We start from the raw sequence: 16,826 nt of genomic DNA, 5'->3' as shown, positions 1-16,826 counted from the left end.
CAGCAGGGCGTAGTTCTACCCCCTTCCGAGGTACAGTATCGCCTATGTGGTACAACGGTTTCCTTGACCTGTCGCCCTGGCAACTGGTGGCAGTCACCCTGGTCCTGACGCATATCACCATCGTCAGCGTCACCGTCTATCTGCACCGCTACTCGGCGCACCGCGCGCTCGAGCTGCATCCGGCGCTGCAGCATTTCTTCCGTTTCTGGCTGTGGATGACCACGGCCATGAACACCCGCGAGTGGACCGCCATCCACCGCAAGCACCACGCCAAGTGCGAAACCGCCGAAGACCCGCACAGCCCGGTGTACAAGGGCCTGGGTACCGTGCTGCGCACCGGCGCCGAGCTGTATCGCAAGGAGGCGGAGAATCCCGACACCCTGCGTATCTACGGCAAGAACTGCCCGGAAGACTGGATCGAGCGCAACGTCTACTCGCGCTACCCCATCGGTGGCATCGTGCTGATGGCGATCATCGACCTCGCCCTGTTCGGTGTGCTCGGCATGACCGTCTGGGCCGTGCAGATGATGTGGATCCCCGTGTGGGCCGCCGGCGTCATCAACGGCCTGGGCCACGCCGTGGGCTACCGCAACTTCGAATGCCGCGACGCCGCCACCAACCTCGTGCCCTGGGGCATCCTGATCGGCGGTGAGGAACTGCACAACAACCACCACACCTACCCGAACTCGGCGAAGCTGTCGGTGAAGAAGTGGGAGTTCGACCTGGGTTGGGCCTGGATCAAGGTGTTCAGCTTCCTGCGCCTGGCCAAGGTCGCCCGCGTGGCGCCCATCGCGCACCGCGTGGAAGGCAAGGGCAACCTGGACATGGACACAGCCATGGCCATCCTCAACAACCGTTTCCAGATCATGGCCCAGTACCGCAAGCTGGTGATCGGCCCGCTGGTGAAGCAGGAACTGGCCAAGGCCGACGAGTCGGTACGCCACCTGTTCCGCCGCGCCAAGCGCCTGCTCTCGCGTGAAACCAGCCTGCTGGAAGAGCGCCACCATGCGCGCATCCAGGACCTGCTCGCGCAGAGCCAGTCCCTGCAGGTGATCTACGAGAAGCGCCTGGCCCTGCAGCAGATCTGGGTGAAAACCAGCGCCAACGGCCACGACATGCTCGCCGCGATCAAGCAGTGGGTGCACGAGGCGGAAGCCAGCGGTATCCAGTCCCTGCGCGAGTTTGCCGAGCAACTGAAGACCTATTCCTTGCGTCCGGCCGTCTGATTGGCGGAAACGTCCTAGGACGTTGAGAGATGTGTCTCAGAAAAGCCCGCCGTTCGGCGGGCTTTTCGTTTAATTTGCAGCAGCCTGGCGTAGTTTGCGGTCATAGCCCCGGTCAATGAGCGGGAGGATGCTGATACATGGATGAGAATAAATTGCCGGCCGATCAGGAAGAGGCCTTGCTGGCATTGCTGCACAGCCGCGCCGAGGTGACGCGCCTGAAGGAGCGCGAACAGCTCTTCAGCGCGCTGCTGGCCAGCGTGAACTCGGTACTCTGGGCCTTCGACTGGCAGGCCCAGCGCATGGTCTATGTCAGCCCGGCGTACGAGCGCATCTTCGGCCGCTCCGCCGCGCTGCTGCTGGCGGACTACAACGAGTGGCGCAACTGCATCTATCCCGATGACCTGGACTACGCCCAGAGCACCCTGCAGGAAGTGCTGCAGCGCGGCGCCATCGAGCAGCGCGAATACCGCATCCTGCGCGCCGACGGTGAAGTGCGCTGGCTCAGCGACAAATGCTTCGTCAGCCAGCACAGCGATGCCGGTCTGCCGCTGATGATCGTCGGCATCGCCGAGGACATCACCGACAAGAAGCACCTGGAGACCGAGCTGCACCGCCTGGCCACCACCGACGTGCTGACCCAGAGCAGCAACCGCCGCTACTTCTTCGACAGTGCCGAGCAGGCCTTCCGCGACTGCAAGGCGACCTCCACGCCGCTGGCGTTCCTGCTGCTGGACGTGGACGACTTCAAGAAGATCAACGACGTCTACGGCCACCAGGTCGGTGACGTGGTCCTGCAGCGCATCGCCCAGAGCGGGGCGGGCGCGCTGCGTCGCGGCGACCTGTTCGGCCGAATCGGCGGCGAGGAATTCGCCGTGCTGCTGCCGGGGTGCGACGAGAGCATGGCGCGGCAGATCGGCGAGCGCCTGCAACGGGAAGTGCAGCGCCTGCGCTTCAACGAGGCCGAGCATTTCTTCAGCGTCACCATCAGCCAGGGGCTGACCCTGTTACAGCCCGATGACCAGAATCTTTCCGCGCTCTACAGCCGCTCCGACGCGGCACTGTATCAGGCAAAACGCACCGGCAAGGACCGCATAGTTCAGGGATGAAACACTCCAGCCTGTCCGCGGTGGAAACATTAATACTTTCTGACTAATCCCTTTCTCGCAGATTCGGGTCTGTATGTTTCTGCTGTCAAAATGCCTGTGTCGGCTTTATGGCGCGTTATAAATCAATGACTTGCGAGTCGTGATTTGCCTTCCGTCGGAATCCCGGCGTAGGATTGCTTCCTGCGTTGACATGCCTTCATCCCCCCCACTATTACTATCCACATAGCAATATCGTGTGGTGTCCGGATGAGACACCTCAGGGAGCAGTCGCACGAGCAGTAAGGTCATGGAAGATTCTGCCACCTCTTCTTCCTGTCATTTTCCTATCGCTGCCTGACAACTTTCGCCAGCATCTCGCTGCGGAAGCGCGATAGATTTTTGCTTTTTGTTTTTCCAGATTTTCGGAACTTGGCCGAGGGGCGGTAGCTTTGCCCAGCGAAAAGTAACGGCCACTCCAGGGACGAACAGTTGATTGTCGTTAATCGAATCGGGTCATTCGAACTCGGGCGGTAGCCTTGTCTTCGAATTTTCAATTTGGCCCGGCGTAGAGCACCTCCTGGACTGGAGTGAGTGACGATGGCCGCTGAAACAATGGATAACGACGGCACTTATCGCGCCGTTGAAACAAGCAGAAAGAGCGACGCTTCCCGGGCGGGAAGTGTTTCGCTGATGAAACTGCGGGAGTTTGACGCCAATCCCCGAGGCGTTAATGAAAAGTTTAGTCGAGCTGATTCCGTTAGTTCGAAATTTTGTTATGCCGGCTCCTTGTTATGTAACAAACATGAACTTTCCCCTGAAATTAAGCCGCGCCAGACAGTGTTTGTTTCATTTCTGAAGCAGCAACTTCTGCGCCGTGCCGAAGTTCTTCTGCAGGCGTTCGCCATCCATTCCGAACTGACTCCCGCGACCTTCCCGAAGAAGGTCCGCGCGACGGCGGCTGCGCCGCGAGTGACGGAATTCCGGCGCGAGCGCTGCCACCCTGCCGGCCGACAGCGCCGGCCTCACGAGAGCCGCGCGCCCCGCCGCGCTGGGAGTCAAGGCTGATGGCCGAGCAATCGCTTCGTTCCAACTATGCCTGTGTGGTCGGCGGCGCCGGCCCGGCAGGCATGGGCTTCCTGTTCAACGCCTACAAGACCGGCGCGCTGGCGACCCTCGCCCGCGACGGCCTGCTGGTCGTGGACGCAGCGCTGGCGGTCGGCCGTGGCCGACTGGGGGATTACCACATCACGGCCAACTCGGTGGGTGATGTGTTCCTCGACTGTCTGCGCGATCCGGCGTTGTTGCCGATCTTTGCGCCGCTGGCGCATTCGCGGGCATTCCGCGCCCTGCAGGACGATCCCCATGGCGCGCCGATGCTCACCCAGGTGGGCGAGCTGCTGGCGCACGCCTCGACGCTGTTCATGCGCTATGTCACCGAGCACCTGGGCGTCCAGGTGGCGCTGGGTACCCGTATCGAAAAAATCACTGCGCTGGACGACGGCAGCTTCCAGCTGGCGCTGCGCAGCGGCTCCCACACCGCGCAGATCGACGCCGGCGCGCTGGTGATGAACCTGGGCGGCCGGCAGAACCGCGAGTACCTGAACTGGAGCCTGGCCGAGCAGGACCTGCACCTGTCCCACGACGGCCCCACGGTTTACTCCTCCGACGCGCTGCTGAGCCTGAACGCCGCCGAGCTGGTGGAGCTGTTCGGCGACCGCGTGACCCCGGGTACCCGCTTCACCGTGGTCGGTGGCTCGCACAGCGCCTTCTCGATCCTCGACAACCTTGCCTGCGCCTTGGATTGCCTGGGCCTGGAGCAGATCACCCTGCTGCACCGCGCGCCGATCCGCCTGTTCTTCGAGAGCGTCGAGGAAGCTCGCGCGGCCGGCTATGGGGTGGACGAGGGCATGGATGTCTGCCCGGTGTCCGGTCGGGTCAACCGCTCCGGCGGCCTGCGCTACCGCGCCCACCAGGTCGGCACCGACGTGCTCTCCAACGGCGTGGTCAGCGGCACCCGGGTGAAGGTCGAACTGCTGTGCCTGGAAGATCGCTCACCTGCCGCGCGCGAACGCCTGGAGCAGTGCTGCAGCGACGACGGCGTGTTTGTCCAGGCCATCGGCTACCAGCCGTGCCTGCCGGCCCTGCGCCGCGCCAACGGCGAGCCGCTGCAGGTGCGCGAGAGCAAGGGCGGGCTGGACTCCGACGCCGCCGGCTGCCTGCGTGACCACACCGGCCGGCCGATTCCCGGCCTCTACAGCTTCGGTCTCGGATCGGGCCTTGCGGCCAACCCGATGCTGGGCAGCGAGCGCTCCTTCGACAGCCGTATCTACGGCGTCTGGCAGTTCCACAACGACGCCAGCGGCCGGGTCATCGAGGCCCTGCAGGAGCACCTGGCCAACCGCGCAACGCAAGCCGAGCAGGTTTCTCAAGACCACAGCCACACCGGCATCGGCGACGCGCCCTTTGCGCTGTCGGCACTGGGTTGAGCGGCGCACGCCGACTCGACAGCTAACGGACTTTCCATCCAAGAGAGGGATGCGACCGTGATCAATGTGACCAAGACCTACCTGGGCAACCCGGAGAAGTTCAAGGCCTACGTGGACCAGATCTATGCCTCCGGCTGGATCACCAACCACGGCCCCTTCGTCACGGAACTGGAAGAGCGCCTGCAGGACTACTTCGGCGTTCGCCATGTGATTCTGACCAACAACGGCACCATCGCCCTGCAAGTGGCCTACCGGGCCCTGGGCGTGACCGGCAGTGCCGTGACCACCCCCTTCAGCTTCGTTGCCACCAGCAGCACGCTGCAGTGGGAGAGCATCCGCCCGCGCTTCGCCGACATCGATCCGCGGACCTGGAACCTCGACCCTGCGCGCATCGAAGCCAGCCTTGCGCCGGATACCACCGCCATCGTCGCCACCCACGTGTTCGGTAATCCCTGTGCGGTGGAGGAGATTCAGGCGGTGGCCCAGCGCAACCAGTTGAAAGTGATCTACGACGGCGCCCACGCCTTCGGCTCGCGCTACCGCGACCGGTCGGTGCTGGCCTGGGGGGACGCCACCACCCTGAGCTTCCATGCCACCAAGCTGTTCCACACCATCGAGGGCGGCGCCATCGTCACCTCCGACGACGAGCTGGCGAAGCAGATCCGCCTGATGTGCAACTTCGGTATCGCCGGCGTCGACCAGATCGTCGGCCTGGGGATCAACGCCAAGCTCAACGAGTTCTCCGCCGCCATGGGCCTGTGCGTGCTCGACGAGATCGACAGCATCCTCGCCCAGCGCGAGGAGATCGCCGCCCGCTACACCGCAGCCCTCAGCGGCTACTACGACCTGCAGGCCAGCGAGAGCTACGCGCGGCTGAACAACAGCTACTACCCCATCGGCCTGCGCGACGAAGCCCAGGTGCTGCGCGTGCGCACCGCGCTGAACGAGATCGGGGTCAACCCGCGGCGTTACTTCTACCCGTCGCTGGACACCCTCGACTACCTCGCCCCGCAGGTGCCGCAAGTGCTGTCCCGCGAGCTGAGCCAGCGCATCCTCTGCCTGCCGCTGTACCCGGGCCTGCCGCAGGAGATCCAGCGCGCGGTGATCGAAGTGCTGCTGCTGGAAAGCGGCCGCGTCGCCGTCGCGGTGTAAGGGGACGATCATGCGCACCGCACGCTCGCTGTCGATGGTCCGCAACACCCTGATCAATTACGCAGGGCAGGCGTACGCCATCGTCATCGGCATCCTGATCCAGCCGTTCTACCTCGGCCATCTCGGGGCCGAGGCCTACGGCCTGATCGGCTTCTTCGCGGTGTTGCAGAGCTGGCTGCTGTTGCTCGACATGGGCCTGTCGCCGGCGCTGGTGCGCCAGGTGGCCCACGGTCGCGGGCTCAGCGGCGAGGGCCAGGAGCAGGCACGCCTGCTGCGCTCCTTCGAGCTGATCCTGCTGCCGCTGACCGTGCTCAGCAGCCTGGCGGTCTGGGGCGGCAGCCACTGGGTCGCCGGGCAGTGGCTCAACGTGCAGCAACTCTCGCCCGAACTGGTGGCGCAGTGCATCAGCCTGATGGGCCTGCTGGTGGCCCTGCGGCTGTACGCCACCCTGTACCGCAGCGCGCTGCAGGGGCAGGAGCTGCACGGCTACATCAATGCGGTGAACGTGTTCATCACCACCCTGCGCTACTTCGGCGGCCTGTTGCTGGTGGCGCAGGTCAGCCAGGACCCGCTGGTGTTCTTCCAGTTCCAGGTCGCGGTGTCGCTGATCGAGGCGCTGCTGCTGGGCAGCAAGGCCTACCTGTGGATGGACGTGCGCCTGCTGACCCGCTTCTGCTGGGACACGGTGCGCCCGGTGCTGCCCTTTGCCCTGGGCATGTCCTTCACCTCCTGCCTGTGGATCGTGCTCACCCAGCTGGACAAGGTCCTGCTGTCGAACCTGCTGCCGCTTGAGCAGTACGGTTACTTCTCCCTGGTGGCGCTGATTTCCGGCGGCGTTCTCACACTGGTCAATCCGCTGGCGCAGTCGCTGCTGCCGCGCATGACCGTGCTGGTCGCCGAACAACGCCACGAAGACATGCAGCAGCTCTATCTGAAGGCGAACCGCTTCGTCTGTGTGCTGCTGTTCCCGATGGTCGCGGTGATCGCCGCTCATGGTCATGACCTGGTTCTGGCCTGGAGCGGCGATGCCGTGGCCGCCAGTTGGTGCCGGCCGATCCTGGCCTGGTACGTACTCGGCTCAGGCCTGCTGGCGGTGGCCAGCTTCCAGTTCTACCTGCAGTACGCCCATGGCCTGCTGCGCATGCACGTCTGGTACACGGTCATCTCCACCCTGGTGACCGTGCCGCTGGTGATCGCCAGCGCCTACCTCTACGGCGTGCTCGGCGTGGCGCTGTGCTGGTTCGGCCTGCGCCTGGTGTCGTTCCTGATCTGGCCGGCGATCGTGCACCAGGCCTTCGCTCCCGGTCTGCATGGCCCGTGGCTGCGCGACACCCTGCAGATCGCCGCGCTCAGCGCCGCCGGCCTTTTGCTCAGCGAGCCCTTCTACGCGCTGCTGGCCCGCTCCGGCGAGCGCCTGTGGCTGCTGGCGGCACTGGCCGTGTGCGGCCTGATCACCCTGTTCCTCGTGGGCGCGGGCTCTGCCCCGGCTTTGCTGCGCCTGTTCAAACCGTCCCACAAGCCGAGTGTCTAGACATGGATATCCGCTCCGAGCTGCAGATCCTCTCCAACTGGCCGGAAGACCCCAAGCCTCTTCTGAGCATCGTCTGCCTGGCCTACAACCAGGTGAACTACATCGGCCGCACGCTGGACAGCTTCCTCGAGCAGGTCACCGACTTCCGCTTTGAAGTGCTGGTCAATGACGACGCTTCCAACGACGGCACCAGCGAGCTGATTGCCGACTACGCCGCGCGCTACCCGCACATCATCAAGCCGATCTTCCACAAGGAAAACCAGTACTCCAAGGGCGTCTCCCATGGTCTGCCGGTGTTCCGCAAATGCCGGGGCCGCTACATCGCCTACTGCGAGGGCGACGACTTCTGGACCGACCCGCGCAAGCTGCAGATCCAGGTCGACTTCCTGGAGAAGAACCCGGACTACGTGATCACCTACCACGACGCCTACACCTACAACGAGGACGGTGTGATCAAGCCCCGGCAGCTCACCGGCAAGTACCGCCGCGACGCCAGCCGCCTGGACCTGCAGAAGGCCCGGCCGATCTCCACCCTCACCACCTGCTTCCGCAATGTCCTCACCGAGATGCCCGAGGAGCTGCGCACCACGCGCATGGTCGACCTGTGCTGGTGGTCGCTGCTGGGCGCCTTCGGCAAGGGCCGTTTCATCGAGGAAATCCGCCCGGCGGCCTACCGCGTGCACCAGGGCGGGATCTTCTCCATGCAGGCCGATCGCGTGCAGCAGCAGATGACCCTGCACACCTACTACTGCCTGTCGCGCTACTACCAGCGCCTGGGCAATCAGGAGCTCAACGAGTACTTCCTGATGCAGGTCTGCCGGATGTCCATGGCCGCCGTCTCGCCCATGCGCAAGGTGCAGGCCTTCCTGCTGCTGATCGGCAACCACGGCGCCAACCTGCTCAAGCGGCTGAACCCGATTTCGGCGCGCTGAGCCGCGCCACCTCAATGGAGGATGGAAGTCCATGAGTGTCATGCCCCGCTCGTCCCTGGAAACGCTCCAGGACACCCGCATCGATGTCGCCGGCCTGCTGCGCCTGCTGTTCGATCACAAGAAGATGATCCTCGCCGTCACCGGCCTGTTCGCCGTACTCGGGCTCTTCTATGCGGTGATTGCCACGCCGATCTATGTCTCCGGCGCGATGATCCAGATCGAGCAGAAGAAGAACGGCCTGAACGGCACGCCGGAGGTGATCAACCGCCCCGACTCCGTGTCCATCGCCGCCACCGAGATCGAGTTGCTGAAGTCCCGCGCGGTGCTCGGCAAGGCGGTCGAGCTGCTCAAGCTGGACATCATCGCCAAGCCCAAGCACCTGCCGCTGATCGGTGACTACCTGGCGCGGCGCTACCAGCCCGAAGCCGGTGAGGCCCTGTCCGCGCCCTGGCTGGGCATGGGCTCCTATGGCTGGGGTGGCGAGCAGATCAAGGTGTTCTCCCTCGATGTGCCGGAGGAGTACCTGGGCGAGCCGCTGACCCTGGTGGCCGATGGCGGCGACGCCTACCACCTGCTCAATGCCGACGACCAGCTGATCCTGCGCGGCGAGCTGAAGAAGCCGGTGCTGGAGAAGGGCTTCAGCATCGAGGTGGACGAACTGGTGGCGCGCCCCGGCACCGAATTCATCGTGGCGAAGGACCGCCTGCTGACCACCACCCTGAACTACCAGAAGCTGCTCAAGGTGGTCGAGGCCGGCAAGGACTCGGGGATCATCTACATGACCCTGGAAGATCCGAGCCCGCTGCAGGCTGACCGCATCCTCGACAAGATCAGCCACCTCTACGTGCTGCAGAACGTCGAACGCAGCTCCGCCGAAGCTTCCCAACGCCTGCAGTTCCTGCGTTCGCAGCTGCCGGTGGTGCGCCTGGACCTGGAGCGCGCCGAAAACGCCTACAACGCCTACCAGACCACCGCCAAGTCCGCCGACATCAGCGTCGAGACCCGCGGAGTGCTGGACCAGGTGGTGGGCATCGACAACCAGCTCTCCGAACTCCGCCTCAAGCGCGCCGAATACGACCGCCTCTATACCCCGACGCACCCGCTGTACCAGGCGCTGAACAAGCAGATGGGCAGCCTGGAAGACCGCAAGGCGCAACTGCAGAAGCGCATCCAGACCCTGCCGGCCACCCAGCAGGAACTGCTGCGCCTGTCCCGTGACATGCAGGTCACCCGGCAGACCTACACCAGCCTGCTGAACAAGGCCCAGGAGCAGGACATCATCCGCGCCGGTACCATCGGCAACGTGCGCGTGATCGACACCGCCCAGGCCAACGTCGAGCAACCGGCCAAGCCCATGCGCAAGGTCATCGTGCTGCTCGCGACCTTGCTCGGCTTCTGCGTTGCCCTGGGCATCCTGTTCCTGCGCCAGGCCTTCTACCGTGGCGTGGAGAATCCCGAGGCGATCGAACAGCTGGGCCTCTCCGTACTCGCCGCGGTTCCGTACTCGCGGCAGCAGGAGCGCCTTGAGAAAGAGCGCAAGAGCGACATCCTCGGCCACACGCCCAAGCTGCTTGCCGCATCCGCCCCCGGCGACCTGGCCAACGAGGCGATCCGCAGCCTGCGCACCAACCTGCACTTCGCCCTGCTCGAAGCGCGCAACAACGTGGTGATGCTCACCAGCCCGGCGCCGGGCGCCGGCAAGTCGTTCGTCTCCAGCAACCTGGCGGCCATCGTTGCGCAATCGGGCCTGCGCACCCTGCTGATCGATGCCGACATGCGCAAGGGCTACCTGCACCGGGTGTTCGGCCTGACCCCGCGCCACGGCCTGTCCGACGCGCTGAGTTCGCACCGTCCGCTGAGCGAAGTGATCCTCCCCACCGAGGTGCCGGAGCTGGACTTCATCTCCTGTGGATTTGCCGCACCCAACCCGTCCGAACTGCTGATGCACGACAACTTCGCCCAGCTGCTGCGCGATGCCTCGTCGATGTACGACCTGGTGATAGTCGACACCCCGCCGGTGCTGGCGGTGACCGACGCCGCCCTGGTCGGCCGGCTGTGCGGCATCTGCCTGCTGGTGACGCGTTTCGGCCAGAGCCCGGCGAGCGAGATCGACACGGCGCGGCGGCGTCTGGGGCAGAGCGGCATCCACCTGCAGGGCGCCATCCTCAACGGTGTGAAACGCAAGGCCTCGACGGCGGCATACGACTACGGCGCCTACGCCTACCGCTACGACGCCAAGGACTGAAAAGGGAAACTAGGGAAAGGATGCAGCCATGGTCCATATCGTCAGCCTCATGCAGCCGTACTTGTTCCCCTACCTGGGGTACTTCCAGCTGATCGCCGCGAGCGGCCTGTTCATTCTCGGCGACAGCCTGCAGTACACCCGGCGTGGGTGGATCAACCGCAATCGCCTGCTGGTCGGCGGGAAGATCTGGCAGTTCAGCTTTCCCCTGGAGCAGGGCTCGCAGACCCAGGCGATCAACGAGCGCAGGCTGAGCGAGCAGATGCAGCTGAGCAACCGGCGGCTGCTGCACACCATTCGCCATGCCTATCACCGCGCGCCGTGCTACGAGCAGGTGATGCCGCTGCTGGAGGAAATCCTCGAGCACCCCGAACGCAACCTGTCGCACTTCGCCGAGCACTCGATCCGCCGCATCTGCCACTACATCGGCATCGACACGCCGATGGTGCGGGCCTCGGAGCTGGAGCTGGCCGAGGACATCGGCCGTGACCAGCGCCTGATCGAGGCGGTGAAGCAGAGCGGCGGCGACATCTATCTCAACCCGGAGGGCGGCCGCCACCTGTACTCGCCCGACGTGTTCCAGGCCCATGGCCTGGAGCTGCAGTTCCTGCGCATGGACGAGCTGAGCTACCCCCAGTTCAGCCCGGATTTCGTCCCCAGCCTGTCGATCATCGACGTGCTGATGTTCAACCCGCCGGACGAGATGCAGCGGTTGCTAGGCCGCTACACCCTGGAGCGACCCGCTCCCTCGTCGGACCTTCTTGGGGAGTACGAGTCATGAATTCCGCAGTCAGCCTTGGCCTGCAAGCCGCGCAGTATCGCTGGTACCTGATCCAGACCAAACCGCACCAGGAATTGCGCGCCGAAGAGAACCTCGGCCGCCAGGGCTTCTCCTGCTATCGCCCGCTGGTGAAGCAGGGCAGCCGGCCGCAGCCGCTGTTCCCCGGCTACCTGTTCATCCGCCTCGATCAGCAGCACGACAACTGGTTCCCGATCCGCTCCACCCGTGGCGTGGCGCGCATCGTCAGCTTCGGCGCACAGCCGCTGGCGGTGGCAGACGATCTGGTGGAAGGCATCCGCGAGCGTCTGGCGGCGATGCCCGAGCGGCCCTCCAGTGGCTTCCACGAAGGCCAGGTAGTGCGCCTGAAGTGCTCCGGCGACTGCGAAGTGGAGGCCATCTTCCTCTGTGACGACGGCACCGAACGCGCGCTGATCCTGCTCAACCTGCTGCAACGCGAACAACGCATCCGGGTCCCGCTCAGCCAGCTCTCGGCGCTGAGCGGCAACGACGGCTGGCGCGCCTGAGGCGCACACCCCAGACAAGCCCAGGTACAAGGAGGAGTGGCGAGATGAATGGATCGACCGTGCTGGTGACGCTGACCTATGGCGATCGCCTGGACTACCTGCAGGAACTGCTGGCGCGCGCCTTCCGCGAAAAGGACATCACCCGCGCCATCGTCGTGAGCAATGCCTCGGTGGCGGAGCTGGACCAGCTGTTCATGCTCTGGCCCAACCGCGTGCAGGTGATCGAACTGGACAGCAACACCGGCTCGGCCAACGGCTATGCCGTGGGCATCGAAGCCGCGCTGAAGACCGGCTGCGATTTCATCTGGCTGATGGATGACGACAACGCCCCGACGCCGGGCTCTTTCCCCTTGCTCAAGCAGCGCCTGATCGACTGCGCGCTGCGCCATGGCACCGACAACACCGCCGTGCTGGGCTTCCGTCCGACCCACCAGGCTGACGTCGCCTCCGGCGTGCCGACCCGTTTCATCGCGCCGCCGCGCTCCAGCTACTTCGGCTTCCACGTCCGCCAGCTGCCCTACAAGCTGTGGCGACGCACGCCCTGGGGCAAGCCGAAACCGCGCCCGGCGCAGCCGCTGCTGGAGCTGCCGTTCGCCTACTACGGCGGCCTGCTCGGACATGCCGACCTGTTCCGCCGCATCGGCCTGCCGCGCCGCGACCTGGTGCTCTACGCCGACGACACCGAGTACACCTTCCGCATCGGCGCACTGGGCGGCCACCTCTACCTGGTGCCCGAGGCCGGCCTGGATGACCTGGAGCATTCCTGGAACATCAAGCAGCGCACCGCCAATATCTACGAGACCTACCTGCTCGGCAGCTCCGACCTGCGCGCCTACTACGCCGCGCGCAACCAGGCCTGGTTCGACAAGAACCTGTGGGTCACCTCGCCGCTGATGTACCGCTTCAACCGCTGGCTGTTCATCCGCCTGCTGCACTTCTTCGCCCGCCGTCACCAGCGCGAGAGCCGCCTGGCCCTGCTGCTGCAAGCGATCCGCGATGGCGAGGCCGGCGCACTCGGCATGAACCGGGCCTACCCGCTATGAGAGTGCTGCTGCTCAACACCCTCTACGCCCCGCACATCGGTGGCGGGGCGGAAGTCATGCTGCAGCACATGGCCGAGGGCCTGCGCGGCCGTGGCCACGACGTGCAGGTGCTTTGCACCGGGCCGGACGCGGGCCTGCAGCGCGAGACGCTGAACGGTGTAACGGTGCTGCGCGCCGGCCTGCGCAATCTCTACTGGCCGTTCGACGGGAACAGCTACGGCCCGTTGAAGCGCCTCGCCTGGCACGGGCTGGACCGCTACAACCGCGGCATGCGCGGTGTGCTGGCGAAGGTGCTGGAAGAGATCGAGCCGGACGTGGTGGTCTGCCACAACCTGTCGGGCTGGTCGATCTCCGCCTGGGATGCGATCCGCGCCGCCGGCCTGCCGCTCGTACAGGTCCTTCACGACCAGTACCTGACCTGCCCGCGCGGCGTGCGCTTCCACAAGGGCCGCCACTGCGAGCGGCAGTGCGCATCCTGTGCGCTGCTGCGGCGCTCCCACGCATCGACTTCCAGCGACGTCGATGCGGTGGTCGGCGTCAGTCGCTACCAGCTCAATGCGCTGCTCGATGCCGGGTATTTCGCCGGCAGCCAGAGCCATGTGGTCTACAACGGCTCGCCGATGGCGGAGGTGCCCGTCGCACCGCCGGCAAGCGGGCGTCGCCCGCTGCGCTTCGGTTTCATCGGCGCGCTGACCCCGAACAAGGGCGTGGAGTGGCTGATCGAGCAGTTCCAGGCACGCGGTGACGATGCCTCGCTGCTGATCGCAGGACGGGGCGACGGCGCCTACGTGAACCAACTGAAGTCCCTCGCCGATCCCCAGCGCGTGCACTTCGTCGGCTACCGCAAGGCGGCCGAGTTCTTCAGCGAGATCGATGTCGCCGTGGTGCCCAGCCTGTCCCCGGAATCCTTCGGCCTGGTGGCGCTGGAAGCCTGCGCCCATCACCTGCCGGTGATCGCCTCGCGGATGGGCGGCCTGACGGAAATCGTCCTGGACGAAATCAACGGCCTGCTTTGCTCGCCCGACCACAGCGATTCGCTGGGCGACGCCATCGAGCGCCTGGTGCGTGACCCGGCGCTGCGCCAGCGCCTGGCCTCGCGCGCCCGTGAAGTCGTGGCACCGATGCTCAGCGTGGAACGGATGCTCGACGAATACGAAGCCATCCTGCGCCACACCCTGCTTACCCGCGGAGTCCAGCATGGAACTGCAATCCCCGTATCCACGCTTTGAGGTCGACCGCCGCGTGACCTTCGACCGCTCCTTGCTGGCGCTCGGGGTACTGGTGGCCTTGCTGCTGGTGGAGACCTTCAACGGCGCACTGCGCTTCTACACCGACCAGGCCGGCCTGTCGGCCATCGTCTACCTGCCCAAGGTGGCCTGCATCGTCGCGGTGGGCTGGGAACTGTTCACCCGTCCGCAACAGCGCGGGCTGTGGCTGCTGCTGATCCTCGCGGCGGCTTCGCTGCTGCTCGGCCGGCTGCACGGCGCCGAGTTCCAGAGCGGCTTCTTCTCCGTCTTCATCTACGCGCCGCTGCTGTTCGGCCTGCTCTGTGGCCAGTACCTGGAGATGCACCGCAAGGCCGTTGGCTGGATCATCTTCTTCTGCCTGATCGCTTCTCTGCTGGGCATCGCCCTGGACCTCGCCATCAACGTGCCGTGGAAGGGTTACACCTACTCCATGGGCGGCGTCGAGATCAGCGGCAACCGATCCTGGAGCGCCTATGGCCTGGATCGCATCGCCGGCTTCTCGCGGATGTCCTCGAGCCTGGCGATGATGCTGGCGGTGTTCAGCCTGTACCTGGGCTCTTTCCGCCTGACGCTGCCGGTGCGTGGACTGATCTACCTGATAGCGCTGGTCGGTATCGTGCTGACCACCAACAAGTCCTCCGCCGGTGCCTTCTTCTTCGCCCTGCTGGTGATGAGCATCAGCCGCCAGCGCCTGCTGTTCCTGCTGGCCACGCTGCTGGTGGTGCTCGGCGCGCTGGCGCTGCCGCTGTACGGTCTGTACGGCCATGTCGACCCCTACCTGGCCACCGCCACCGGCGACAACCTGATGGGCTCGATGGTCGATCGTCTGGTCAACACCTGGCCGAACCTGATCAAGGTGATGGACTACAACGGCTGGATCTATACCGGCGCCGGGCTGGGCATGACCGGTAGCGCCTATGCGGCCTTCCCGATTTTCGGCGTCGAGCAGCTGGCGGTGGCGGACAATTCGCTGCTCTACCTCTGGTGCCTGTTCGGCGTGGCCGGCGTCGCCCTGTACCTGCTGGCGGTGCCGATGCTGATGCGCCTGCAACGCCAGCCCGGCCGCGAAGCCCGCGCGCTGCTTGGCATCGCCTACTGCATCCTGCTCATCGCCTGGACCAGCGACGTGCTCGAGTCGCCGATCCCCAGCCTGTTCCTCGGCCTGGCCATCGGCCGCGCCCTGCGCCTGCCGGGCGAGACCGCACCACAACCGACGCCGCGCACCCTGCGCCTGCAGGGCGGCATGCTCAGCCTGCTGGCCTGCGCGCTGCTGATCGGCGGCCTGCTGCAATCGCCCAGCAGCCTGGCCAAGGAAGCGCCCGTGGAAAACCTCGGCGCGGCGGAATTCATCGTCGGCGCCAGCACCCACCAGAACATCCGCGCGGGCAATCGCGACGGCATCAATCGCCTGGCCCGCGAGGCCGGCATCCTGTCGTTCCGCGACGATGCCTACTGGTCCAGTGTCGAGCGCGAGCGCGGCGTGCTGTCCATCGACGCCGCCTGGCGCGCACAGCTGCGCAGCACCCGTAGCCTAGGGATAGACACGCTGCTGATCCTGGGCAACGAGAACCAGTTCTACGGCAACGCCAAGCCGCGCGACGACGCCTCCCGCGAGGGCTACCTGCGTTACGTGCGCTACGTGGTGCGCGCGTTCAAGGGGCAGGTCGCCTTCTACGAAGTGTGGAACGAGTGGGACTCGGAAAACGCCACCGACAAGGACTTCAGCGACGACTACCTGACCCTGGTGCGCGCGGCCGCCAAGGTGATCCGCGAGGAAGACCCGCAAGCCAAGGTGCTCGCCGGAGCCGTCACCCTCAAGGGCATCCGCCAGGGCTTCGCCGAGCGCATCGCCGGTGGCGGCGTACTGGATGTCGTCGACGGTATCTCGCTGCATCCCTCGGTGTACTGCGAGCGCGAGATGTCCACTCCCGAGGCCTGGCTGAACTGGTTCCAGGGCGTCAACCAGAAGCTGGAAAACGCCGCCGGCAAACCAGTCCCACTGTACTTCACCGAGTTCAGCTGGCCGGCCCACGAAGGCGATTGCGGCATCAGCCGCGAGCGCCAGGCCGCCTACCTGGCCCGCGCCTACGTGCTGGTGCGCAGCCTGCCGAACGTGAAAGGCGCCTGGTGGTACGACCTGGTGGACGACGGCATCGACCGCACGGACATGGAGCACAACTTCGGCCTGCTCACCGCCGGCGGGCAGCCCAAGCCGGCGTACCACGCGATGGCCAGCATTGCCGACATCATCGGTCGCTACCGCTTCGTCGGCCGCGTGCCGAACGAGGACCCGAACGTCTACCTGCTGCGCTTCGCCAAGGCCAGCGAGGAAATCCTGGTGGCCTGGACCCTGGGCCATGAGCAGACCCTGAACATCACCAGCAAGCCCGGCAGCAGCGACACCCTCTGGCGCCTGGACGCTGTCGAAGGGATCGCCCGCCGCGAGGGCCGGCCGGTGCCCTGGCAGTGCCCCGCTGGGGGCGGCGACTGCCAGGCCAGCATCCGCATCGACGCCTCGCCCACCCTGGTGCGCAGCGCGTCGGCCCCGCAACTGTCGTTGCGCTGACCCCATCGCGG

General features: G+C 65.5%; 13 protein-coding genes. All 13 read left to right on the top strand.

Annotation, left to right across the window (positions count from 1 at the left end; translation table 11 throughout):
• The first annotated feature begins 44 nt into the window (after nt 1–44).
• Nucleotides 45–1,226, top strand: coding sequence for a delta-9 fatty acid desaturase DesA (desA, locus tag IB261_RS28735; protein ID WP_081515215.1), 1,182 nt, complete (start codon nt 45–47; stop codon nt 1,224–1,226).
• A 137-nt stretch (nt 1,227–1,363) separates the two neighbouring features.
• Complete coding sequence (locus tag IB261_RS28730) at nt 1,364–2,332, top strand: sensor domain-containing diguanylate cyclase (RefSeq protein ID WP_081515216.1); 969 nt, start codon at nt 1,364–1,366, stop codon at nt 2,330–2,332.
• A 576-nt stretch (nt 2,333–2,908) separates the two neighbouring features.
• Nucleotides 2,909–3,376, top strand: coding sequence for a hypothetical protein (locus tag IB261_RS28725; RefSeq protein ID WP_192225096.1), 468 nt, complete (start codon nt 2,909–2,911; stop codon nt 3,374–3,376).
• A complete protein-coding gene (locus IB261_RS28720) occupies nt 3,376–4,797 on the top strand; it encodes a hypothetical protein (protein WP_192383616.1) in 1,422 nt (473 codons plus the stop codon). Before IB261_RS28725 ends, IB261_RS28720 begins: the two co-directional genes overlap by 1 nt.
• 57 nt (nt 4,798–4,854) lie before the next feature.
• Nucleotides 4,855–5,949: a DegT/DnrJ/EryC1/StrS family aminotransferase gene (locus IB261_RS28715; protein ID WP_081515219.1), complete on the top strand. Its 1,095-nt coding sequence runs from the start codon at nt 4,855–4,857 to the stop codon at nt 5,947–5,949.
• A 10-nt stretch (nt 5,950–5,959) separates the two neighbouring features.
• Nucleotides 5,960–7,480 carry a lipopolysaccharide biosynthesis protein gene (locus IB261_RS28710; protein WP_192383617.1) on the top strand — a complete coding sequence of 507 codons (1,521 nt, stop codon included), beginning with the start codon at nt 5,960–5,962 and terminating at the stop codon, nt 7,478–7,480.
• Nucleotides 7,481–7,482: 2 nt separating this feature from the next.
• Nucleotides 7,483–8,412 (top strand): glycosyltransferase family 2 protein, encoded by a 930-nt coding sequence (locus tag IB261_RS28705; RefSeq protein WP_081515221.1) that lies wholly within the window; start codon nt 7,483–7,485, stop codon nt 8,410–8,412.
• Between the two features lie 31 nt (nt 8,413–8,443).
• A complete protein-coding gene (locus tag IB261_RS28700; protein ID WP_192383618.1) occupies nt 8,444–10,657 on the top strand; it encodes a polysaccharide biosynthesis tyrosine autokinase in 2,214 nt (737 codons plus the stop codon).
• 28 nt (nt 10,658–10,685) lie between these two features.
• Nucleotides 10,686–11,435: a WbqC family protein gene (locus IB261_RS28695; protein WP_081515223.1), complete on the top strand. Its 750-nt coding sequence runs from the start codon at nt 10,686–10,688 to the stop codon at nt 11,433–11,435.
• Entirely contained in the window at nt 11,432–11,959 is a 528-nt protein-coding gene (rfaH, locus tag IB261_RS28690) for a transcription/translation regulatory transformer protein RfaH (protein WP_081515224.1), read from the top strand. Before IB261_RS28695 ends, rfaH begins: the two co-directional genes overlap by 4 nt.
• Nucleotides 11,960–12,003: 44 nt before the next feature.
• The gene (locus IB261_RS28685; RefSeq protein ID WP_192383619.1) at nt 12,004–13,002 is read left to right on the top strand and encodes a glycosyltransferase; all 999 of its coding nucleotides are present in this window, start codon (nt 12,004–12,006) and stop codon (nt 13,000–13,002) included.
• Nucleotides 12,999–14,231, top strand: coding sequence for a glycosyltransferase family 4 protein (locus IB261_RS28680; protein WP_192383620.1), 1,233 nt, complete (start codon nt 12,999–13,001; stop codon nt 14,229–14,231). The genes IB261_RS28685 and IB261_RS28680 overlap by 4 nt, the downstream gene beginning before the upstream one ends.
• Complete coding sequence (locus tag IB261_RS28675; RefSeq protein ID WP_081515227.1) at nt 14,200–16,815, top strand: GH39 family glycosyl hydrolase; 2,616 nt, start codon at nt 14,200–14,202, stop codon at nt 16,813–16,815. The genes IB261_RS28680 and IB261_RS28675 overlap by 32 nt, the downstream gene beginning before the upstream one ends.
• Nucleotides 16,816–16,826: the final 11 nt, after the last annotated feature.

Origin of the sequence: Pseudomonas sp. PDM20 (assembly GCF_014852575.3) — a bacterium.
GTDB lineage: Bacteria > Pseudomonadota > Gammaproteobacteria > Pseudomonadales > Pseudomonadaceae > Pseudomonas.
The sequence above is the reverse complement of the archived record's forward strand: the minus strand, read 5'-3'. Positions and strand labels throughout refer to the sequence as shown.

Excerpts from the sequence above, each read along its gene's own strand:
- desA (WP_081515215.1), top strand. The coding sequence starts at position 45 with ATGTGGTACAACGGTTTCCTTGACCTGTCGCCCTGGCAACTGGTGGCA.
- IB261_RS28730 (WP_081515216.1), top strand. The coding sequence starts at position 1,364 with ATGGATGAGAATAAATTGCCGGCCGATCAGGAAGAGGCCTTGCTGGCA.
- IB261_RS28725 (WP_192225096.1), top strand. The coding sequence starts at position 2,909 with ATGGCCGCTGAAACAATGGATAACGACGGCACTTATCGCGCCGTTGAA.
- IB261_RS28720 (WP_192383616.1), top strand. The coding sequence starts at position 3,376 with ATGGCCGAGCAATCGCTTCGTTCCAACTATGCCTGTGTGGTCGGCGGC.
- IB261_RS28710 (WP_192383617.1), top strand. The coding sequence starts at position 5,960 with ATGCGCACCGCACGCTCGCTGTCGATGGTCCGCAACACCCTGATCAAT.
- IB261_RS28705 (WP_081515221.1), top strand. The coding sequence starts at position 7,483 with ATGGATATCCGCTCCGAGCTGCAGATCCTCTCCAACTGGCCGGAAGAC.
- IB261_RS28700 (WP_192383618.1), top strand. The coding sequence starts at position 8,444 with ATGAGTGTCATGCCCCGCTCGTCCCTGGAAACGCTCCAGGACACCCGC.
- IB261_RS28695 (WP_081515223.1), top strand. The coding sequence starts at position 10,686 with ATGGTCCATATCGTCAGCCTCATGCAGCCGTACTTGTTCCCCTACCTG.
- rfaH (WP_081515224.1), top strand. The coding sequence starts at position 11,432 with ATGAATTCCGCAGTCAGCCTTGGCCTGCAAGCCGCGCAGTATCGCTGG.
- IB261_RS28685 (WP_192383619.1), top strand. The coding sequence starts at position 12,004 with ATGAATGGATCGACCGTGCTGGTGACGCTGACCTATGGCGATCGCCTG.
- IB261_RS28680 (WP_192383620.1), top strand. The coding sequence starts at position 12,999 with ATGAGAGTGCTGCTGCTCAACACCCTCTACGCCCCGCACATCGGTGGC.
- IB261_RS28675 (WP_081515227.1), top strand. The coding sequence starts at position 14,200 with ATGGAACTGCAATCCCCGTATCCACGCTTTGAGGTCGACCGCCGCGTG.